Consider the following 21,482-nt stretch of genomic DNA (forward strand, 5'->3'; position numbering starts at 1 on the left):
AGCAAATTTTTATTTTAAAATCCAAATCTTCTTGGAATAGGGAAGCAATTTGGATTAGGATTTCGAGGATCGCCGCATTGTCTTGAAGTTTGATAATATTCATTCACTTGGGAATATGTTTGCGGATAATAATGTTGGTGATGAAAAACATGACGGTTTACAGTTGTTGTATGCACCGGATGGATATGCGGAACGATTGTATTAAAAATATTTGTTCTTACCACTTCTTGTGTTGGTGAAATTTGTGCCGGGGCAACCTGTGTCGGCATTACATGGGGAGGGCAGCAAATCGGTCTCATGTGAGAATGTCTTCTTCTGAACATTTACGTTCACCTCCTAATAAATCTAGATTCATCAATAGCATATGGAAGATAAAAAAAATAGATTAGATAAACACCCAGAAAGCATAAAATATAAGAGGAGGAGAGAATGTTGATGATTGATTAGATAGAGATTGGGTGAATGATTGTATGAAAATGATAGAATATCGCATTCCGATAATAAAAAATTGTATAAAATTTATATTATTCATAGTATATAAATAAATTTTATCAATAATTAAGGGTATTTTTGTTGAAAGCGGAAGGGATTCGTTATACAATTAAAACATAGTAAATTAATAAGAATTATAAGAAAAAGGATGATCCTCTATGTCCTTCTTATTGAAGAGCACCGTCAAATATTTAAAAGAAGCGAATCAACAAACGCCGTTATACAAAATGGATCCAATTGCTGAGAGAAAAAGAAGAGAAATTTTATTGCAATCCAAAAGCAAGCGTTCATCCAATGCCGTAAAGAAGGAAGACCGTTTTATTACAGTAAGGGATGGCAATTCCATAAAAGTACGCATTTATACGCCGAAAGGAAAAGGCCCATTTCCGATAATCATTTATTACCATGGAGGAGGATGGGTGTTAAATAGCATTGAAACAAGCGACGAATCTTGTGAATTGTTATCAGAAATTACCCGGTCCGTCGTGGTGTCCGTCAATTACCGTTTAGCTCCCGAATACAAATTCCCGACTCCAGTATATGATGCATATGACGCTTTTCTATGGGTGTCGGAAAATAGTCAACATTTGAACGGCAACAATCAAATCAGTGTGGCAGGGGACAGTGCAGGAGGAAATTTATCGGCCGTAGTTTCGTTATTGAACCGGGACTTGCAAGGTCCTCCAATTCATGCACAAATATTGCTTTACCCTGTTACCGACTTGACTTTCGGCACGCCATCCTATGAAGAATTTGCAACCGGGTTTGGCCTTTTAAAGAAAGATATGGCATGGTTCAAAAAACATTATTTAAACAATGAAAATGAGATATACAATCAGTATGTTTCTCCTTTATTGGCTGACAATTTGTCCCTCTTGCCGCCCGCATTTGTAGTAGTTGCAGAAAATGATGTATTGCGGGATGAGGGGATTGAGTACGCAAAAAAATTAATTGATTTTGGCGGAAAAGTCGAATTAAAAATCGCCCGTGGCCTTGTGCACAGCTACTTTACAAAAAATGAATATTTTCAAACTCAAATAAAAGATACAATTTTCCAAATCCGTTCTTTTTTGTCATCTTTGAACACCAGAAAGGAATTTAATCTTTCTTCATAAGGGCTAACTTTATAGTTAGTCTTTTTTTGTCCCTTTTTCACTCTTTGGCCCAAATCTATTAAATTAGAAAGAAAAAGCGAATTATTAAATAATAAGCCCCGCTTCTTTTCAATAAGGTACGTATTATAAAATATAAGAATTTTAATATTAAGCATCTTAAATCAAATAAGTTGTTGGGGGTGAATTTATGAGCTACATTGCAATCAGTTCAGGACATTTCGGACCCGGCACTGGTGCAAGAGACATTATTGATGAGGTGACCGAAGCGAGAAAAGTGGTTGACCGGGTTTCCTATTTATTGCGGAATGCAGGGATTACAGTTCACAAAATCGTTGATAATCAATCAAAGACGCAAAGTCAAAATTTGAATTATTTAATTGCCCAGCATAATGCAAAAAAACGGGATTTGGATGTCAGCATTCATTTTAATGCTTCCGGGAAGAGAACCGATTTGCCGATTGGGACGGAAGTGTTATACCGAAGCGATTCGATGAGGGCCTTTGCCGCAAAAGTGAGCCAATCCATTGCCGCGGCCAGCGGTTTGAAAAACCGTGGGGCCAAAAAAAGAGCCGAGCTTGCTTTTTTAAGGGGGACAAACAAACCGGCGATCCTTATTGAGGTATGTTTTGTGAACTCAACAGAAGATGTAAGGATTTATCGGGCAAAATTTAATGATATTTGCGAGGCGATTGCGAAAGAGTGCGTGGAATTTGTGGCGCCCAATCTATCAAAAGGAAAAATTGATTTGGAACAAATAGAAAAAGCGGTTCAAAACACATTACCGTCCATTCAACAAAATGCTTCAAAAACCATCTTTACAAGCCCTGCTTTGAAAGAACGTCTCAAAGCAATTCTTAACGATCAAAAAATGATTGAAGCGATCGTCCAAAAAGGCATCAACGAAAGAGCAATTCATATGAACTGGGCGGCAAAATTGCAAACCGGCACTTTGACTTCCGCGGATTTGCTGGGTTTAAGCGCATTAATCGTCGAACACCAAATAAAAAGCATGAAAAAGTAATGGGCAGCAATTTGCTGCTTTTTTTATGGGCCCCTTCATCAGGCTGTCCAAAGGGACATATATAAATGACAAGGACAGCCACTCTTTTTGAAAAATTTTTTTACATTTACTTCATAATTTTCCGCCTATATAATTTTTTTAGGCATTTTCGATTACAAAAACATTGAAAGGTTTGGGGCATCTTATGACGGAAGAGAGAAAAGGCATGTTCAATGCCATTTTTGCGTATGCAATTTGGGGAGTGTTTCCGGTTTATTGGAAGTTGTTGGAACATGTAAATAGTTTGGAAATTTTATTAAACCGGATTATTTGGTCATTTGTTTTTACGTGTATGTTCATTTTCATAATTAGCCAGAAAAAAGAATTCTTTCAGGATTTGAAATCATTATGGCTTAACAAAAAGATGTTTTTCGGATTGATGGCAGCTTCCTTTGTCATCTCTTGCAACTGGTTTCTGTATATTTGGGCGGTCACCCACGAACATGTGGTGGAGACAAGCCTTGGATATTATATTAATCCTTTAATTACCGTGTTATTTGGAGTTGTATTTTTTAAAGAACATTTGTCAAAGGGGCAAATAGCCGCAGTATTTATTGCCTTTACAGGCGTGGCAATCATGGCGGTCCGCTACGGCAAAATTCCTTGGGTCGCATTAGGGATTGCTTTCTCTTTCGCAATTTATGGGGCGTTGAAGAAAAAAATTCAGCTGGATGCCAAAAGGGGATTGGCCATCGAAACAATGTTTATTTTGCCGTTCGCGTTAGTTTTATATATTTATCTTATGTCAACTAATAACACTTCATTTTTGCAGTTGGACTGGAAAACGGATCTTTTGCTTATTTTCGGAGGGGTAGTGACTGCCTATCCACTAATTTTATTTGCAAAGGGAGCGAAAGCTTTGCCTCAATCCATTCTTGGATTCATTCAATATTTGGCACCAACCCTCATTTTAATTTTAGGGGCCGCTGTTTATGGCGAACCGTTTACAACTGTAGAGTTGATTTCTTTCGGTTTTATATGGGTTGCCATCGTTGTATTCAGTTTATCGACAATGATAAAAAATTGAAAAAAACGTGCCCTTGTATAAAGGAATTCAATAATTTTTATCGAAATATTATAAGAAATTGAAATTTTTTCAAATTTTCCTTTTTATTTCGATAGGAAAACGGAGGGAAGTGTCAATGCATGTAAAAATTGGTGGTAAAGAGTTTTATTTCCATCGTGTTCGGATTGAACTGTTGGAAACGGGGATAAGGGAACCGTTTCGCTTTTTTGATAAAAAAACGATCCGCGACCTTCTTCAGCACCGCCGCTATCAACACCTGAAAGATAAAGTATTCAACGATTACTGTGACATATTGGATATGCCTGCAGGACCAGCCTTGTATTCCATGAAACAAAACAATGATTTGTTCTACAAAGAATTTTTGAATAATTACGGGGATTTGGATTATTGCCAATTTGTCGTCAAAGGCAATGAATCGGTATTAAATAAAAAGGGCGTATATACGGTCATCATGAATGATAAAATTGTTTTTGCAGGAATCTGCAACAATAAGTTTAAATTACGTTTCAACCAGCACATCGGAAATGTCTCTCCGAAATCTTGTTTCCGTGATGGCACAGCCACCCATTGTCATATCAATGCCAAAATAGCTCAACATATAACGGACAATAATATTCATTTCCAAGTTTGCCCTTTATCCGACGTCGGGGAAATGAAACTGGTAAAAAATTGGATTATCGACCGATTTGAACCTTTATGGAATTTAAGATTTGGAAGCGATATTATTTATTCATATAGTTAATCCTTTATTTATGATGAATTTGTTGCCAATTCTTCAATTTTTCATGGCAACATTCCGGAGATTCTTTGTTATCATATAATTGACACATCATCTTTAAGGAGAGACAGGAATGTCAGCTAATATCAACGTACTATTCGCTTTCGGGGCGGGGTTCCTGAGCTTCATATCCCCATGTACATTGCCGCTTTATCCCGCTTTTCTTTCCTACATTACCGGGATGAGCTATGATGAAATAAAAAACGATAAAGCGATGCTGCAAAAAAGGGCGATTTTGCACACCCTCTTTTTCCTGATCGGATTTTCGATTATTTTTATTATTTTAGGTTTTGGCGCCCGTCTATTTTCATTGGAAGATTTCTTTTTGAATTATCAAGATTTAATCCGTCAAATTGGTTCAATTTTAATTGTGTTTTTCGGCTTAATGATTGTTGGGTGGTTAAAAATCGATTTTTTAATGAAAGATCATAAATTTGAATTTAAAAATAGACCATCCGGTTATTTGGGTTCATCTTTGATTGGTCTAGCCTTTGCCGCCGGATGGACGCCATGTACCGGGCCGATTTTGGCAGCTATCGTTGCGCTGGCCATGACGAATCCAAATTCCGCCATGGGGTATATGGTTGCCTACGTATTGGGGTTCTCCATTCCGTTTTTTATCTTGTCATTCTTTATTTCAAGAATGAATTGGCTCCGGAAATACAGCCACAGGATTGTAAAAATCGGCGGTTATGTGATGATTGCCATGGGAATCTTATTATTCTTCGACGGCATGACTTATATCATTCGCGTGTTAACTCCTATATTTGGCGGTTTCCAAGGGTTTTAATGGTCCCGGGAACGGCCGTTGAAACGGCCATCTGTTGAAAAGGATTGTTCCATAAGGTTTATAGATACATATGAAGAGCCCGTTGTGGTATATTATTAAAAAGCACTGCCTGTAATCAAGGCAGTTTTTTTAAGCCGCGAAATTGTTTTTTCCTTCGAGGAGGGGTTTTATGTTTGGAGTTATACCTTCTCGCTATGTCATCATTGCGAGTACTTTAATGGCCATATTGATGGGGACTTTCATCATGATGATGAGATTGCGTTCCCAAAAGAAACCGGTCAATGCCAGGAAAATACTTATTCCTCCCATTGCCATGTCTACGGGGGCATTGATGTTTATATTTGAAGAGTTTCGGGTATCTCCGCTTCAAATTTTGGAAGCTGTCGTGGTCGGCGTTATTTTTTCTTTTGTATTAATCGCCACTTCCAAGTTTGAAATCCGCGACAACGAAATTTATATGAAGCGGTCAAAAGCGTTTTTTATTATCTTGATCAGTTTGTTGGTAATCAGGACGATCGGTAAAGTCGTTCTCACCGATTCCTTTGATCCGGGGGAATTGGCCGGCATGTTCTGGATATTGGCTTTTGCAATGCTTTGGCCATGGCGGATTGCCATGTTGATTCAATATAAAAAGATCGAAAAATCCCATTTATTTGATAAAGCCTTATGAAAGGCAATGAGGATGAAGGCAATAAAAAATGATCATCCAATCAAGCGATTGGATGATCATTTTTATTTTTTGCTTTCGGCGAAATATTTTTCATATGGAGTTACATCGATGTTCATTTCGGCTAATTTTTTCCGCAGAAATTTGTGGTCCCTTTTAGGTGTTGCGATAATGTATCCTCTGATGATCAATTCCTGGTTGATTGTTTTCGCCCTTTCTTTTAAGGCGAGTTCCCCGATTTTTCCGGCTATGGATTCTTTCGCCTGCTGTCTGAAAAGTTCCGGTACCGGGCTCACAAGTTCATTCAAGAGCTGTTTTGCCTCATCATTCCACAAATGCAAAGTCTTATTAATATAGTAATCTTGCCAATCCAAATCCGATTTCCCATCTTTTTTTGGCAATGATTTTAAAAACTTCCGGAACATGAAAAATCCGCCGATGCCCATCAAAATCACCATGATAAAGCTCCAGGCAACAATCAGCCACATAATCCAGTCTTCCAACTTGTTCACCTCTTTCACTTCTCTAACCCATTATATCAAGGCAGAAAAATTTTTCATTAAGGTTGTCCCCATTTTTTTAAGAAATTGATATTTAAGTTAGTGAAAAGGGGGTGAGAGAATGGCGAACTTAACGTTTGAACAAGGAGCATTAAAGGTGGTTTTTGAAACAGGGATTGATGAATTCGGGGACTCCATTTTCACATCCAAAACTTATAAGAATGTACGCTCCAACGTTACGGCCGACCGGTTGGCAGGAGTTGTACAAGCTTTCATTCAGCTTTCCAAACATCCTTTAGTACAGGCTTCCATTTCTCGAACTGAAAAAATCGAACTGTAATCATTCGGGAGGGAATAGGAGATGTCTCAAGTGCTGGAAATGAAATTTGAAGCTGCGAACGGCAAGATATTTACCCTTTCATTGAACGATCCAAAACCCGGTTTAACGCCAACAGAAATTTTAAATGCAATGCAAAACATTATAAATCAAGATGTATTCCATGTAGATGGTTCAGCTCTCGTAGCCATTAAACAAGCGCGTTTAATCGATAAAACCATTACGAATGTAATTTAAGGTTTGCGTTCGGCAAAATCCCTCATCGGATTTTGCCGATTTTCTGATTCTTCATGGAATGCCAAAGGAGTGGCGGTCATAATGGAACAATGGATCACCCTTATTCAGGAGATTGGTTTTCCGGTCATAATTTCTTTTTATTTATTGCACCGGATCGAAACGAAGCTTGAAGCCATATATTCAGCGCTCGTGTCTCTGAAAAATGCGGGCAGGGAAAAAATATTTTAACGATGGAAAAAGTGAAAAAATTTTCACATTTTTGTAACGAACCTTTCATGAGTAAAAGGTTTTACTTCAATACTACTTTCATTTATGATAAACATAGTATTCCAAGGGAGTTGAGGCAGAATGAAGAAAAGACGTTTCATCATCTTTACCATGCTGTTGATTGTCGGAGTTCTTTTATCTTCTTGCAGCAATTATGATTTTAAACCGACAATCGAGTATAAAATACAGGATTTCGAAATGATCGATCATCGTGGAGAAAAAGTCACATTAGACGATTTAAAAGGTCAACCTTGGATTGCTATGTTTATCTTTACGAATTGTAATACGATTTGTCAACCGATGACATTGAATATGTCCATCGTGCAAGAAAAATTGAAAGAAAGAGGCGTGGAAGATTACAAGATCGTCGGATTCTCGGTGGATCCGGAAAGAGATACGCCGGAAGCTTTGGCAAAATATTTGGACTACTTTGATGTACCTGATGAATCAAAATGGCATCTGCTTACAGGGTATGATCAAAAATTCATCGAACAATTCGCATTGCAATCCTTTAAAGCTCTTGTCAAAAAACCTGAAAATGATGATCAAGTAGTTCACAGCTCCACATTTTATTTGGTTGATGAAAACGGTGTGGCCGTAAAATATTATACGGGATATTCCGAAGAAAAAAATTCCGGCAATGCCGTGCCATATGATGAAATTGCGATCGATGTAGAAACGTTGATTAAAAACATGAAAAAAAATAAATAAAAAATGCTTGGGATTTCCCAAGCATTTTTTATTATAAATCTCTTAACTGTTCGAAGACCTGTTTTAAATCGGCAATCAAATCTTCCGCATTTTCCAATCCTACGGAAAATCTCAACAGACAATCATCTACGCCGCGGGCAATCCGTTCTTCATACGGGATGTCTGCGTGCGTTTGGGTAGCAGGATATGTAATAAAGCTTTCGGGTCCTCCCAAACTTTCGGCAAAAGTGATCAGCTTCATGTTCTTTAAGAATGGGTTGACCAATTCCGGCTTCTTCAATCTAAAGGAAAGCATTCCGCCTTTTCCTGTATAAAGAACATCGGTAACCAACGGCTCTTCTTTTAAATAGGCGGCTATTCTTTTGGCATTTTCATCATGTTGTTTCATTCTCACATGCAAAGTTTTTAATCCGCGAATGACAAGCCAGCTGTCGAAAGGCGATAAAACGAGGCCCATACTGTTTTGATTGAATGCAAATTTTTCGCATAATTCTTGCCCTTTTGCAACGACAAGGCCTGCCAATGTATCGTTGTGGCCGGCGATATATTTTGTTGCGCTATGGACGACGATATCCGCTCCATGCTCCATCGGACGTTGGAAATAAGGGGTGTAGAAGGTATTATCCACAATGAATAGGAGGTTGTGTTTTTTGCAAATGTCATTGAAATAATCCAGATCAAATTCAATCATCAATGGATTTGACGGTGTTTCCAGGAAAATGGCTTTTGTTCGTCCGTTGATTAACCCTTCCACTTCTTCCGCCTTCGAGAAATAGACAGGCCGGATCTGATACATTTCATTAAAAGTTTTCAGCAGACGGTAAGTGCCTCCATAAACATCTTCCGGCAATAAAATTTCGTCGCCGGGTTTGAAAATGGAAAGCACTAATTGAATCGCCGCCATTCCTGAACTGCAGGCAAATCCTGCATCGCCGCCCTCCAGCTCGGCAATGCCTTTTTCGAGAATTTCGCGAGTTGGATTTTTTGTCCGAATATAATCATATCCTGTAGACTCCCCGATGCCGGTATGTCTGTATGCAGTGGACATATAAATCGGGGGATTTACAGCACCTGTTCTGCTATCGCTTTGGTTTCCTAATTGTACCAATTTGGTTTCGATCCAATTTTTTGTCATGACTGTCACTCTTTCCTCGCAAATACTTTATTGAATCAGTTATTTATCAATTTAACATAGGTTTAAATTTAAAAACAATAGTTTCAAGAATTAATAAAATATTTCTTATTTTTTTAATAGAATTAATAAAAAAATGACCAGTTTTATACACTTTTTTGTAATTTTAGTAATGGTGATTTTTCGATATAATCATTCATTGGGAAACTTCTTAAAGTATTTGCTCAGGGGGATATTATGGCAAAAAAGAAAAAAACGAAAAAACTTATGATGACCCCGGGAATGAAATTATTGCTGATTATTTTGCTCATTCCGGCATCAGTGATGATTTATTCCGCTTTTTTGAAATCGTGGTTCTATCATAAAGAAATATCAGAAATCGAAAAAATTCAAGAGGGATTTGATATAAAAATACCTGCGGAATATATTCCGATATACATAGCGGCAGGGAAGAAGTACGATGTGCCGTGGACTTTGCTTGCCGCCCACCATAGAGTGGAGACGAAATTTTCAACGACGGACACGTTGATATCACCAGTGGGGGCGGAAGGGCACATGCAATTCATGCCATGTACATTTGTCGGCTGGAATCATCCATCCTGCAACGGATTAGGGAAGGGGAATATTCCGGAATCCGAAAAAACCGATCCAAAAGTGATTGAAAAATATGGAGGCTATGGTGTAGATGCAAACGGAGACGGCAAGGCGGATCCCTTCGACCTCGAAGATGCCATTTTCAGTGCTGCAAATTTCCTTTCCAGATCCGGAGCGAAGGAAGGGAACATTGAGAAAGCGGTTTTTCAATATAATCACAGCAAAGAATACGTCAATAAAGTCCTATATTATTATAAACAATATGAACGGATCAGCCCTCTTTTGGAAAAAGAAGTCCTGGCGTGGTTTGAATAGAATGGCGTCATTGAAAAGCGGATAGGTGATTTAAAATGCAAAATGATCATCCATTTTAAGGATGATCATTTTTTGCATGGATATTTTAGTCGGTTGCTTTTCTAAACCCTTTCATGATTAAACTTACGACAAACACTAAAATAACTGCTCCGATTAGTGCCGGGAATACATAAAAATTCGAGATTTCCCAACCCCAGTTGCCCAATAGGGCGCTGCCGATCCAGGAACCGATAATTCCTGCGACGATATTGCCAATGATGCCTCCGGGAATATCTTTTCCCACAATGACACCCGCAAGCCATCCAATCACTCCGCCAATGACTAAATACCAAATGAAATTCATGATGATTCCACTCCTTTGCATAAACATCTGTTGTTGTGTTAGTGTGTTTCAAATGCGTTGAAGATATGCAGATAAAACGGTTCGTTAAAAAAAATAAAAAGATTTTTCAAAATATTTTGCAAAATGATGAAAAATGTCATATAATGTTCACAAAGAAGACAAATTTACGGGGATGGGGTGGATCAAATATGAATACTAATGTTGTGGAAAAATTGAATCGTCAAGGGATTATATTTGCTTTAATTCACACAATTGTATTATTCAATTTGGCCATCGATTTTACAATTGTGCCGATCGGCTGATCAAAAAATCTAACCCAATTTAAAGGGTTAGATTTTTTTTCGTTTCTATACACAAAAATTTAGGTCGCCCAATCGTTTTCATATCCATCCATTATAACCAGAAATAACCAATATACTGATAGAAAATTTTTATTATGATGAAAAATAGAAAAAAATAAAAAATTCGTGGAAAGTACCTGATTAATATAGAAAGAAAGCGTTTTCAGCTTAATTTAAAAATTTAAAATTTTATAAAAAATTTTTAAAATACTGTTGACGGAATGTGCAATTTTGTACTATTATGACAACAATTTCACCGACACTTTTTAAGAAATGTTAAATGAAAATTTACTATTAAACATTGTCGGAAAATTTTCAATAAACCTAAAATAAGTTTAAATATCGGAAATATCAGTAATTGCGAGGGGCGTTTGAAGTATGAGAAGTGATATGATCAAAGTAGGAGTTGACCGTGCTCCTCACCGTAGTTTGCTTTATGCTACGGGAAAGGTAAAACCAACGGACTTGGATAAACCTTTTATCGGTGTCTGCAACTCTTATATCGATATTATTCCAGGTCACGTTCATTTGCGAGAATTTGCTGAAGAGGTAAAAGAAGCGATTCGTGAAGCAGGCGGTATTCCATTTGAATTCAACACGATCGGTGTTGATGACGGAATCGCCATGGGTCACATCGGGATGAGGTATTCTTTGCCAAGCCGCGAATTGATCGCAGATTCCGCCGAAACCGTGATTAATGCTCACTGGTTTGATGGCGTATTCTTCATTCCAAACTGTGACAAAATTACACCTGGAATGTTGATGGCTGCTGTTCGCACAAACGTTCCTTCCATCTTTGTTTCCGGCGGACCGATGGAAGCCGGAAGAAGTTCTACAGGAAGACAATTATCTCTGACTTCAGTATTCGAAGGTATTGGCGCATATAAAACAGGCCAAATAACTGAAGAAGAATTTAAAGATATTGAAATGCATGCATGCCCTACATGCGGATCTTGTTCCGGAATGTTTACGGCTAACTCAATGAACTGCTTAATGGAAATGCTGGGCATTGCGCTTCCTGGAAACGGGACAATCGTCGCTACCAGCGAAAAAAGAAAAGAATTGATCCGTGAAGCTGCAAAACACTTGATTCGCATGATCAAAGAAGATATTCGTCCTCGCGACATCATTACAAAAGAAGCGATTGACGATGCCTTTGCTTTGGATATGGCGATGGGAGGTTCAACGAATACCGTATTGCATACGTTGGCCATCGCCCATGAAGCGGGAATCGATTACGATTTGGAGGATATTAATAAAGTCGCAGAACGGGTGCCGTATATCGCGAAAATCATGCCAGCTTCCGATATCTCGATTGATGATGTCCATAAAGCGGGCGGCGTGAGTGCCATCATTAATGAGTTGGCAAAAATTCCGGGCTGCATTCATCCTGATCGTATCACAGTGACTGGCAAAACGATCGGAGAACTTGTCAAAGGTCACGAAATTACAAATACAGATGTCATCCGCACAAAAGACAATCCATATAGCCCTGTCGGCGGATTATCCATCCTGTTTGGCAATCTCGCGCCTGAAGGATCTGTTATTAAAGTGGGTGCTGTTGATCCTTCCATTAAAACATTTACTGGGGAAGCGATTGTATTCGATTCCCAAGATGAATGTCTTGCCGCCATTGACGCAGGCGAGGTAAGGGAAGGCCATGTTGTGGTCATCCGCTATGAAGGTCCAAAAGGCGGTCCAGGAATGCCTGAAATGCTTGCGCCGACATCCGCCATCGTAGGACGCGGTCTTGGGGCCAAGGTAGCACTTATTACTGATGGCCGTTTCAGCGGCGCATCAAGGGGAATTTCGATTGGACATATTTCTCCTGAAGCTGCTGAGGGCGGACCTATTGCATTAGTCGAAAATGGTGATATAATTGAAATCGATTTACCAAATCGGACGATCACTTTAAAAGTTTCCGATGAAGAATTGGAAGAACGCCGCAAAAAACTTAAATCATTCGAACCAAAAATTAAAACCGGATGGTTGGCAAGATATTCAAAACTCGTGACAAACGCTTCAAAAGGCGGTATTATGAAAATATAATTTTCATAAAATTGTGATGAATTTTGAACTTTAAAATATTATAATAAAAATCAAAAATAAAAAGCTTAACTCAATGATGAGGTAAAAGGATATAGAGCATTGTATCTGCCAGAGAGTCGGGATTGGTGGAAACCGATGATACAACTATATCCGACATCCCCTCGGAGTGAGCTATTGAACGCGTCAAGCCTTTAGATAGCTCCGGGCACTATTTTCGTGTGCACCGTTACCAATGAATAGCTATTCCATCTATGTTGCCGTGGGTGGAATGTGTACAGCTATTCGCAGAGGTAGCGTTTTTTGCTACGAAAAAGGGTGGTACCATGAAAAGTCTTTTTCATCCCTTCGCAAAAGGTCTTCTTTTGCGGTGGAGAAAAAGGCTTTTTTATTTTAGAGATTTTAGAAGGAGGATGTATACGAAATGACTGCTAATGCGTCGACAAACGCAAAAATCGATGCCTCACCATCAGGGATGCAAGAAGTTGAAAAAAGACCGAAAAATGGCGCTGAAATATTGATACAAGCATTGCACGATCAAGGTGTTGATATTGTCTTCGGTTATCCGGGCGGTGCTGTACTGCATGTCTATGACGCGATGTATAAAAATCCGATCCGCCACATTTTGACTCGTCATGAACAAGGAGCTATCCACGCTGCAGAAGGTTATGCGCGTGTTTCAAATAAACCGGGGGTTGTCATTGCGACAAGCGGTCCTGGAGCGACAAACTTAGTAACAGGTATTACTGATGCAATGATCGATTCGATTCCGTTGGTGATTTTTACAGGCCAGGTTGCAACGAATGTTATCGGTTCTGATGCATTCCAGGAAGCGGATATTATCGGGATTACAACTCCTATCACAAAACACAATTATCAAGTCCAAGATGTAAATGACATTCCACGGATTGTAAAGGAAGCATTCCATATCGCCAACACCGGAAGAAAAGGCCCGGTATTGATCGATTTGCCTAAAAACATTTCAACGGCTATCTTTGATGAAACGAAAGCAAATGTTCCGGACGAAGTATATTTGCCAGGTTATCAACCAAATTACAAGCCGAATTATCTGCAAATTCAGAAAGCTATCCAGGCAATCAGCGAAGCGAAGAAACCGGTTGTGCTTGTAGGAGCAGGGGTATTATTTGCGGATGCATGCGATGAACTTGTTGAATTTGTAGAAAAATACAGACTTCCGGTCGTAACAACGTTGCTTGGTTTAGGAAGCATTCCCGGCACACACGAATTGAACTACGGAATGGCCGGCATGCATGGAGCGGTGGTCGCAAACGACGCCATTACAAAATCCGATTTGATTATCAACATCGGCTCCCGTTTCGATGACCGTTTGACTGGCGATACTTCCCGTTTTGCACCGGAAGCAAAAATCATCCATATCGATATCGATCCTGCGGAAATCGGCAAAAATATCCGTACGGACATCCCGATCGTTGCAGATGCAAAAGAAGCGTTGAAAGCCTTGTTGAAAAATGATTTCAAAGCTCCGGATACGGCTGAATGGATCGACTATCTGAACAAAGTTAGAGAAGAGTATCCGTTCTGGTATGAAGCGGATGACAAAGAAGTATTGCCGCAGCAAATTATCGAATTGATCCACAAAATTACAAACGGCGATGCAATTGTTACTACTGACGTGGGCCAACATCAAATGTGGGCTGCCCAATATTATCTTCAAAACCACAGCCACCAATGGGTTACATCCGGCGGCCTTGGAACGATGGGATTCGGTTTGCCTGCTGCAATCGGGGCGCAATTTGCCAAACCTGATAAAAAAGTCATCTCCATTTTAGGCGATGCAGGATTCCAAATGACATTGCAAGAGCTTGCATTATTAAAAGAATTCAACCTACCAGTAAAAGTCATCATCATCAACAATGCAGCGCTCGGCATGGTGCGTCAATGGCAAGAATTATTCTATGACGGCCGATACTCACAAAGCTTAATGCCAGTTCAGCCGGATTTCGTCAAACTTGCAGAATCTTACGGCATCAAAGGATATCGCATCCAAACAATCGATGAAGCCGAAAAAATCTTGACGGAAGCGATCAATTCCGATGAACCGGTACTGGTGGATTGCCGAGTAAAACAGTTAGAAAATGTATATCCAATGGTTCCTGCTGGTAAGGCACTTTTCGAAATGGTAGGGGTGAAAAAGTTTTGAAACGAGTAATTACGGTAACAGTCATCAATCAAAGCGGAGTATTGAACCGGGTTACGGGATTATTAATGAAAAGACAATTCAATATTGAATCCATTACGGTTGGGCACACAGAACAACCAAATATCTCCAAAATGACCCTGGTGGTAAATATTGAAGATGATGTAAAACTGGAACAGTTAATTAAGCAATTGTCGAAACAAATCGATGTATTAAAAGTGAATGATATTACGGATAAATCCATTGTTCTTCGCGAACTCGCTCTGGTGAAAGTGGTATCTCCGCCTAACTTGAGATTGGAGATGAATGCCATTGTTGAACCGTTTAGACCGCAGATAGTGGACACCTCAAAAAACGTTGTCACATATCAGGTAGTCGGACATCCGGATAAAATCGATGCATTCATCGAACTGGTGCGTCCATACGGCATTAAAGAATTGACGCGGACAGGTGTGACAGCAACGGTTCGCGAAGTGCAACAAAGTTTCTATGAAAGCGCGCCGCTTTCATTATTGAAATAATGGTTGTTCGAAAAATAAATGGTTGGTACATTCAATGCAAAGATAGTTTTCTGAACTGTCTTTGTCATTGAAATTATATAAATTATATGAAAAGATAAAAAATTTAGGGGGAAACGAAAGATGACAAAAATGTATTATCATAACGAAATCAATGAAACAGTATTAAAAGAGAAAAAAATCGCAGTTATTGGATATGGTTCACAAGGGCATGCCCACGCTCAAAACCTTAAAGAATCCGGTTTTGATGTACGTGTAGGTATCCGCCCAGGTAAATCAGCAGAGCAAGCAAAACAAGATGGACTAGATGTGAAATCTGTAGCTGAAGCATCCAAAGAAGCGGATGTCATCATGATTCTGCTTCCCGACGAAGTACAAAAAGCGGTGTATGAAGCGGAAATCGCACCAAACTTGGAACCAGGCAATGCATTGGTATTCGCTCACGGATTCAACATTCATTATAAACAGATCGTACCGCCGGAAGATGTAGACGTAATATTGGTAGCGCCTAAAGGTCCTGGCCATTTGGTTCGCCGCACATATGTAGAAGGTGCAGGGGTACCGGCATTAATCGGCGTTTATCAAGACGCGACTGGCAAAGCAAAAGATCTTGCGCTTGCTTGGGCTAAAGGAATCGGTTCTGCCCGTGCAGGGGTTCTTGAAACAACATTCAAAGAAGAAACTGAAACTGACTTATTCGGTGAACAGGCAGTACTTTGCGGTGGACTTACTCATCTAATCAAAGCCGGTTTTGAAACATTGGTAGAAGCAGGATATCAGCCTGAAAGCGCATATTTCGAATGCTTGCATGAAATGAAATTGATCGTGGACCTAATCTACGAAGGCGGATTCTCCAACATGCGCTACTCCATTTCAGATACTGCCGAATGGGGAGATTATGTATCCGGTCCGCGTGTAATCACTGATGAAGTGAAAGCCAACATGAAAAAAGTGCTTGAAGATATCCAAAACGGTAAATTTGCAAAAGAATGGCTTGAAGAAAACGCGAATGGACGTCCACGCTTCAATGAATACAAAAAACGCGAACAAGAGCATCAAATCGAAAAAGTGGGTGCGGAATTGCGTAAAATGATGCCTTTCATCAATGAAGGAAATCGGAAGGTTGTGATTAAATAGTGCGTAAGATTGATATTTTTGATACGACTCTACGTGATGGTGAACAGTCGCCAGGCATTAATCTAAATACTGCAGAAAAGATTGAGATTGCAAAACAACTTGAACGTCTGGGGGTAACGATTATAGAAGCAGGATTCCCTGCTTCCAGCCCCGGCGACTTTGATGCGGTAAATAAGATTGCAGGAACTGTAAAAAATTCCATTGTTACAGGTCTTGCGCGCTGCGTAAAAAACGACATCGACCGCGCATGGGAAGCATTGAAAGTGGCCGAACAGCCGCATGTCCATGTATTCCTGGCGACAAGCCCGATTCATATGGAATACAAATTGAAAAAGACGCCTGATCAGGTCGTCGAGCAAGCGGTTGAAGCGGTTAAATATGCAAAAAAATTCTTCCCTCTTGTTGAATGGTCTGCTGAGGACGGATTCCGTTCCGATCGCGAATTCTTGGTTCGGATTATCGAAAAAGTAATTGAAGCCGGAGCAACGACAATCAACGTTCCGGATACAGTGGGTTATGCAACACCGCAAGAATATGGAGATCTGTTCAGATATTTAAAAGAAAATGTCCGCGGAGCAGAGAAAGTGAAATTCTCCGCTCACTGCCACGATGATTTAGGAATGGCCGTGGCCAATTCATTGGCTGCAATCGAGAACGGTGCGGACCAAATCGAATGTACCATCAACGGAATTGGTGAACGGGCAGGGAATGCTTCATTAGAAGAAATTGCTGTTGCCCTTCACATCCGAAAAGATTTTTACCAGGCCGAAACTGGAATCAATCTAAAAGAAATCAAGAGAACATCACAACTTGTAAGCCGCTTGACTGGATTCTTAGTACCGCCAAATAAAGCGGTTGTCGGCAAAAACGCCTTTGCCCATGAATCCGGAATCCACCAAGACGGAGTGTTGAAAAATAAACAAACGTACGAAATTATTTCTCCTGAGCTGGTGGGAGAAGGAGAAGTGCCGCTTGTGCTCGGTAAACACTCCGGCCGTGCCGCATTCCGCGATCGTGCACAAAAATTAGGATTTGAATTGTCAGATGAAAAATTGAATAAAGCCTTCGAAGAATTTAAAAAGCTTGCCGATCGCAAAAAAGAAATTACAGAAGAAGATCTAATTACATTATTAACGGAACAGTCTGTATCTATTGAAAACATTCCAAAATTTGAATTAAATAGTGTTCAAGTTTCATATGGTACAGACAATATTCCGACTGCTACCGCTTCTGTTACGACACCGGAGGGAGAAACAAAAGCTCTCGCAGCGACTGGCGCCGGTTCAGTTGAAGCCATTTTCAATACCCTTGAACAATTAGTCGATTCCAAGGTCAATGTTCTGGATTTCCAAGTGACATCCGTAAGCAAAGGCAGAGATGCTTTGGCGGATGCAGTAGTAAAAATTCGCTATAATGACGTGACGACGACTGGACGTGATTCTTCGCAAGACGTACTTGAAGCCACGGCCAAAGCATTTGTCGATGCGATTAACAGATATCTATTCCACGAAAAGTTCGTAAAAAAACATATTGCACAAATTTAATTGTTGTTGATCGATTCAGTTACGCCATCAAATATGCAAATGTTTGATGGCGTTTGTTAAACATTCGGAAGGTTCCTTTTATATTAAAATCTTCAATAGAAAGGTGTTTTTCAAATGGAAAAGAAAATAGCGGTACTTCCTGGTGACGGTATCGGTCCTGAAGTTGTAGCAGCCGCGATTCGGGTGTTGAAAGCTGTCGGCAAACGATTTAAACACGACTTTGAAATAGCATATGCAGCAATCGGAGGAGCTGCCATCGATCAATTTAATACGCCCCTTCCGGAAGAAACGATTGAAATTTGTAAACAAAGCGACGCGATTTTATTGGGAGCTGTAGGCGGGCCAAAATGGGACCATAATCCGCCTGAATTGAGACCTGAAAAAGGATTATTGCAAATCCGCAAAACGTTTGATTTATTTGCAAATCTGCGGCCTGTAAAATCCTTTCCAAGTTTATTAGAATCTTCTCCTTTGAAAAAAGAAGTGGCAGATAATGTGGATCTGTTGATTGTACGTGAGTTGACAGGCGGCATCTACTTCGGGGAGAAGAAACGCACGGAAGACGGCGCAAGCGATTTATGCATCTATAGCCGCAAAGAAATTGAACGGATTGTAGACAATGCTTTCGAACTTGCCAAATTGAGAAGAGGCAAACTTTGCTCTGTAGATAAAGCGAACGTGCTTGAAACTTCACGTCTGTGGCGTGAAATCGTGGATGAGAAAAAAGCGCAATATCCGGAAGTGGAAGTGGAGCATAATTTAGTGGATTCAGTCGCAATGAAGCTCATCACAAATCCAAGCCATTATGATGTCATTGTGACAGATAACATGTTCGGAGATATTTTGAGCGATGAAGCATCCGTCATCACAGGTTCATTAGGCGTATTGCCATCCGCATCCATCCGTGGAGATTCATTCGGTCTATATGAACCGGTACATGGATCTGCTCCTGAGATCGCGGGATTGGGCATTGCGAACCCGGCAGCAACAATCCTTTCCGTCGCGATGATGCTTCAATACTCCTTCGGCATGAAAGAAGAAGCGGCGGAAATCGAACGCGCAGTCAATGCCGTATTTGAAGACGGATACTTTACAAGAGATCTTGCAACAGATAAAGAAAAAGCTTTAACGACAGATGAATGGACTGACAAAGTCATCGCTGAAATCGATACAAGTTTCGTTTCAGACAGCATCATGGAATCATATATTTAAAGGTTGGTGGTAAAGATGGCAAAAAATATTATTGAAAAAATCTGGGAATCACACGTAGTTCATCGGGAAGAAGGAAAACCGGATCTATTATATATCGATCTTCATCTAATTCACGAAGTAACGTCTCCACAAGCCTTTGAAGGATTAAGACTTGCCGGAAGAAAGGTTCGCCGTCCGGATCTTTGCTTTGCAACGATGGACCATAACGTACCGACAAAAGATATTTATACGGTGAATGACCCGATTGCGAAAAAACAAATGAGCACATTGGAGAAAAACTGTGCTGAGTTCGGCATTCAACTTGCAGGCATCGGTCATCCGGACCAAGGAATTGTCCATGTCATCGGACCTGAATTAGGTTTGACACAGCCAGGAAAAACGATCGTTTGCGGTGACTCCCATACGTCCACACACGGCGCGTTTGGAGCATTGGCTTTCGGAATCGGTACTTCCGAAGTGGAACACGTTCTTTCAACTCAAACATTATGGCAAAACAAACCGAAAACAATGGAAATCCGCGTCAACGGCAAACTCGGCTTTGGCGTAACGGCAAAAGACATCATCTTGGCAATCATTGCCAAGTGGGGAGTAGGTTTAGGCACTGGATATATTATTGAATATACCGGTGAAGCGATCCGCAATTTGTCCATGGAAGAACGGATGACAATCTGCAACATGTCCATCGAAGCGGGGGCTAAAGCCGGCCTGATTTCTCCGGACGAAAAAACGGTTGAATTCTTGCGTGGCCGCCGATTTGCTCCGAAAGAAGAATTTGATAAAGCGGCTGAATATTGGTTAAGCCTTGCATCTGATCCGGGATGCACATATGACAAAGTGCTTGAAATCGACGCAAGTGAAATTGAGCCATATGTAACTTGGGGAACAAACCCATCCATGGGTACAGGAATTTCCGGAAGAGTGCCGACTGTTGACGACTATGAATCCGAAACTGATAAGCAGGCATTAAGAAAAGCACTTGAATACATGGGATTGGAAGAAGGTCAGCCAATCACTTCCATTGAAATCCAGCATGTGTTCATCGGATCTTGTACAAACTCCCGTTTATCCGATCTTCGTACAGCAGCCCAAATCGTAAAAGGCAGAAAAGTGGCACCGGGCGTGCGTGCAATTGTTGTTCCTGGATCCTACTCGGTGAAAAAAGCCGCTGAAGAAGAAGGATTGGATAAAATCTTTATCGAAGCCGGTTTCGAATGGCGCAACTCCGGATGCTCTGCCTGCCTTGGCATGAACGAGGACATCATTCCATCAGGCGAACGTTGTGCATCCACTTCCAACCGGAACTTTGAAGGACGTCAAGGAGCTGGAGCTCGCACACACCTCGTAAGCCCGGCAATGGCCGCAGCGGCAGCAATTGAAGGACGCTTCGTCGATGTCCGCAACTATTTGAAACAAGAACAACAAGCTTAATGAAAGGGCGGGTATAAATGGAGCCAATTAATATCGTCAAAAGTGTCATCACACCATTAGATCGCAAAAATGTGGATACAGACCAAATCATTTCAAAAGAATTTTTGAAACGAATTGAACGCACAGGATTCGGCAAATATTTGTTCTACCATTGGCGTTACGACGAAAATGGAAACGAGAATCCGGATTTCGTATTAAACAAACCTGAATATAAAGGTTCACAAATTCTTGTGGCACAGGACAACTTCGGTTGCGGTTCATCCCGCGAGCACGCGCCTTGGGCTATTTTGGATTACGGCTTCCGTGTAATCATTGCTCCAAGCTTTGCGGATATCTTCCATAATAACTGTTTTAAAAACGGGATTTTACCTGTGAAATTAAAAGAAGAAGAAGTGGATGAAATTTTAGCAAAAGGACTGCAAAAACCATACACAGTGGAAGTAAACTTGACAGAGCAGACAGTAACAGGGGAAGATGGTGCCGTTTATCATTTCAACATCGACCCATATTATAAGGAAATGTTGTTGAACGGTTGGGACGAAATCGCCTTAACGTTCAAATATGAAGATAAAATCAAAGCATATGAGGAAAAACGGATTGTATTTAAATAATGGGTTCAAAGGGCGTCTTAGTTATCGCCGTTTGGTTTCAGAATAAAAAAGCGGTCTCTATAAAAAGAGCCGCTTTTTTAGTTTCATACGGAAAGTCCATG

General features: G+C 40.3%; 23 protein-coding genes. 19 read left to right on the forward strand and 4 right to left on the reverse strand.

Annotated elements, in window-relative coordinates:
- Window positions 1-14 precede the first annotated feature (14 nt).
- Window positions 15-323 carry a CotD family spore coat protein gene (locus NST62_RS06120; RefSeq protein ID WP_342463223.1) on the reverse strand — a complete coding sequence of 103 codons (309 nt, stop codon included), beginning with the start codon at window positions 321-323 and terminating at the stop codon, window positions 15-17.
- Window positions 324-650: 327 nt separating this feature from the next.
- Between NST62_RS06120 and NST62_RS06125 the strand changes: the two genes are divergently transcribed.
- The 6 genes from NST62_RS06125 (at window position 651) to NST62_RS06150 (ending at window position 5,932) form a co-directional block, all read left to right on the forward strand.
- Window positions 651-1,607 (forward strand): alpha/beta hydrolase, encoded by a 957-nt coding sequence (locus NST62_RS06125; protein ID WP_342463224.1) that lies wholly within the window; start codon window positions 651-653, stop codon window positions 1,605-1,607.
- A 187-nt stretch (window positions 1,608-1,794) separates the two neighbouring features.
- Window positions 1,795-2,628 (forward strand): N-acetylmuramoyl-L-alanine amidase, encoded by an 834-nt coding sequence (locus NST62_RS06130; RefSeq protein ID WP_141600703.1) that lies wholly within the window; start codon window positions 1,795-1,797, stop codon window positions 2,626-2,628.
- A 184-nt stretch (window positions 2,629-2,812) separates the two neighbouring features.
- On the forward strand, window positions 2,813-3,694 hold the full coding sequence (gene rarD / locus NST62_RS06135; protein ID WP_342463225.1) for an EamA family transporter RarD: 882 nt from the start codon (window positions 2,813-2,815) through the stop codon (window positions 3,692-3,694).
- A gap of 115 nt (window positions 3,695-3,809) precedes the next feature.
- A complete protein-coding gene (locus NST62_RS06140) occupies window positions 3,810-4,436 on the forward strand; it encodes a hypothetical protein (protein ID WP_141600701.1) in 627 nt (208 codons plus the stop codon).
- A 109-nt stretch (window positions 4,437-4,545) separates the two neighbouring features.
- A complete protein-coding gene (locus NST62_RS06145) occupies window positions 4,546-5,262 on the forward strand; it encodes a cytochrome c biogenesis protein CcdA (RefSeq protein WP_342463226.1) in 717 nt (238 codons plus the stop codon).
- A gap of 169 nt (window positions 5,263-5,431) precedes the next feature.
- Window positions 5,432-5,932 (forward strand): cytochrome c biogenesis protein CcdC, encoded by a 501-nt coding sequence (locus NST62_RS06150; RefSeq protein ID WP_141600699.1) that lies wholly within the window; start codon window positions 5,432-5,434, stop codon window positions 5,930-5,932.
- Window positions 5,933-5,994: 62 nt separating this feature from the next.
- Here NST62_RS06150 and NST62_RS06155 read toward each other — a convergent pair whose 3' ends face one another.
- Window positions 5,995-6,417 (reverse strand): DUF2621 domain-containing protein, encoded by a 423-nt coding sequence (locus NST62_RS06155; protein WP_141601058.1) that lies wholly within the window; start codon window positions 6,415-6,417, stop codon window positions 5,995-5,997.
- A gap of 133 nt (window positions 6,418-6,550) precedes the next feature.
- Between NST62_RS06155 and NST62_RS06160 the strand changes: the two genes are divergently transcribed.
- The 4 genes from NST62_RS06160 to NST62_RS06175 all read left to right on the forward strand — a co-directional run bounded on the left by NST62_RS06160 (window position 6,551) and on the right by NST62_RS06175 (window position 7,981).
- Window positions 6,551-6,769 (forward strand): DUF1659 domain-containing protein, encoded by a 219-nt coding sequence (locus NST62_RS06160; protein ID WP_141600698.1) that lies wholly within the window; start codon window positions 6,551-6,553, stop codon window positions 6,767-6,769.
- A gap of 21 nt (window positions 6,770-6,790) precedes the next feature.
- Window positions 6,791-7,003 carry a DUF2922 domain-containing protein gene (locus tag NST62_RS06165; protein WP_141600697.1) on the forward strand — a complete coding sequence of 71 codons (213 nt, stop codon included), beginning with the start codon at window positions 6,791-6,793 and terminating at the stop codon, window positions 7,001-7,003.
- 81 nt (window positions 7,004-7,084) lie between these two features.
- Window positions 7,085-7,231: a YvrJ family protein gene (locus NST62_RS06170; RefSeq protein WP_141600696.1), complete on the forward strand. Its 147-nt coding sequence runs from the start codon at window positions 7,085-7,087 to the stop codon at window positions 7,229-7,231.
- Between the two features lie 120 nt (window positions 7,232-7,351).
- The gene (locus NST62_RS06175; RefSeq protein WP_141600695.1) at window positions 7,352-7,981 is read left to right on the forward strand and encodes an SCO family protein; all 630 of its coding nucleotides are present in this window, start codon (window positions 7,352-7,354) and stop codon (window positions 7,979-7,981) included.
- Between the two features lie 31 nt (window positions 7,982-8,012).
- On the opposite strand, the gene NST62_RS06180 is transcribed toward NST62_RS06175, so the two are convergent.
- On the reverse strand, window positions 8,013-9,116 hold the full coding sequence (locus NST62_RS06180; protein WP_141600694.1) for a methionine biosynthesis PLP-dependent protein: 1,104 nt from the start codon (window positions 9,114-9,116) through the stop codon (window positions 8,013-8,015).
- Between the two features lie 234 nt (window positions 9,117-9,350).
- Here NST62_RS06180 and NST62_RS06185 point away from each other — a divergent pair, with 234 nt between their 5' ends.
- Window positions 9,351-10,022, forward strand: coding sequence for a lytic transglycosylase domain-containing protein (locus tag NST62_RS06185; protein WP_141600693.1), 672 nt, complete (start codon window positions 9,351-9,353; stop codon window positions 10,020-10,022).
- 85 nt (window positions 10,023-10,107) lie between these two features.
- Here NST62_RS06185 and NST62_RS06190 read toward each other — a convergent pair whose 3' ends face one another.
- Window positions 10,108-10,365: a GlsB/YeaQ/YmgE family stress response membrane protein gene (locus NST62_RS06190; protein WP_141600692.1), complete on the reverse strand. Its 258-nt coding sequence runs from the start codon at window positions 10,363-10,365 to the stop codon at window positions 10,108-10,110.
- Window positions 10,366-11,084: 719 nt separating this feature from the next.
- Between NST62_RS06190 and ilvD the strand changes: the two genes are divergently transcribed.
- The 8 genes from ilvD to leuD all read left to right on the forward strand — a co-directional run bounded on the left by ilvD (window position 11,085) and on the right by leuD (window position 21,381).
- Window positions 11,085-12,755: a dihydroxy-acid dehydratase gene (gene ilvD, locus NST62_RS06195; protein ID WP_141600691.1), complete on the forward strand. Its 1,671-nt coding sequence runs from the start codon at window positions 11,085-11,087 to the stop codon at window positions 12,753-12,755.
- A 421-nt stretch (window positions 12,756-13,176) separates the two neighbouring features.
- Window positions 13,177-14,934 (forward strand): biosynthetic-type acetolactate synthase large subunit, encoded by a 1,758-nt coding sequence (ilvB, locus tag NST62_RS06200; RefSeq protein WP_141600690.1) that lies wholly within the window; start codon window positions 13,177-13,179, stop codon window positions 14,932-14,934.
- Window positions 14,931-15,452: an acetolactate synthase small subunit gene (gene ilvN / locus NST62_RS06205; protein ID WP_141600689.1), complete on the forward strand. Its 522-nt coding sequence runs from the start codon at window positions 14,931-14,933 to the stop codon at window positions 15,450-15,452. Before ilvB ends, ilvN begins: the two co-directional genes overlap by 4 nt.
- 120 nt (window positions 15,453-15,572) lie before the next feature.
- Complete coding sequence (ilvC, locus tag NST62_RS06210) at window positions 15,573-16,586, forward strand: ketol-acid reductoisomerase (RefSeq protein ID WP_141600688.1); 1,014 nt, start codon at window positions 15,573-15,575, stop codon at window positions 16,584-16,586.
- Window positions 16,586-18,130, forward strand: a complete 1,545-nt coding sequence (locus NST62_RS06215; protein WP_141600687.1) for a 2-isopropylmalate synthase — start codon at window positions 16,586-16,588, stop codon at window positions 18,128-18,130. Before ilvC ends, NST62_RS06215 begins: the two co-directional genes overlap by 1 nt.
- Before the next feature lie 114 nt (window positions 18,131-18,244).
- Window positions 18,245-19,342 (forward strand): 3-isopropylmalate dehydrogenase, encoded by a 1,098-nt coding sequence (leuB, locus tag NST62_RS06220; protein WP_141600686.1) that lies wholly within the window; start codon window positions 18,245-18,247, stop codon window positions 19,340-19,342.
- 15 nt (window positions 19,343-19,357) lie between these two features.
- Window positions 19,358-20,770 carry a 3-isopropylmalate dehydratase large subunit gene (leuC, locus tag NST62_RS06225; RefSeq protein WP_141600685.1) on the forward strand — a complete coding sequence of 471 codons (1,413 nt, stop codon included), beginning with the start codon at window positions 19,358-19,360 and terminating at the stop codon, window positions 20,768-20,770.
- A 17-nt stretch (window positions 20,771-20,787) separates the two neighbouring features.
- Window positions 20,788-21,381: a 3-isopropylmalate dehydratase small subunit gene (gene leuD, locus NST62_RS06230; RefSeq protein ID WP_141600684.1), complete on the forward strand. Its 594-nt coding sequence runs from the start codon at window positions 20,788-20,790 to the stop codon at window positions 21,379-21,381.
- Window positions 21,382-21,482: the final 101 nt, after the last annotated feature.

Source organism: Ureibacillus sp. FSL K6-8385 (assembly GCF_038593155.1).
In the GTDB taxonomy this organism is placed as follows: Bacteria; Bacillota; Bacilli; order Bacillales_A; family Planococcaceae; genus Ureibacillus; species Ureibacillus terrenus.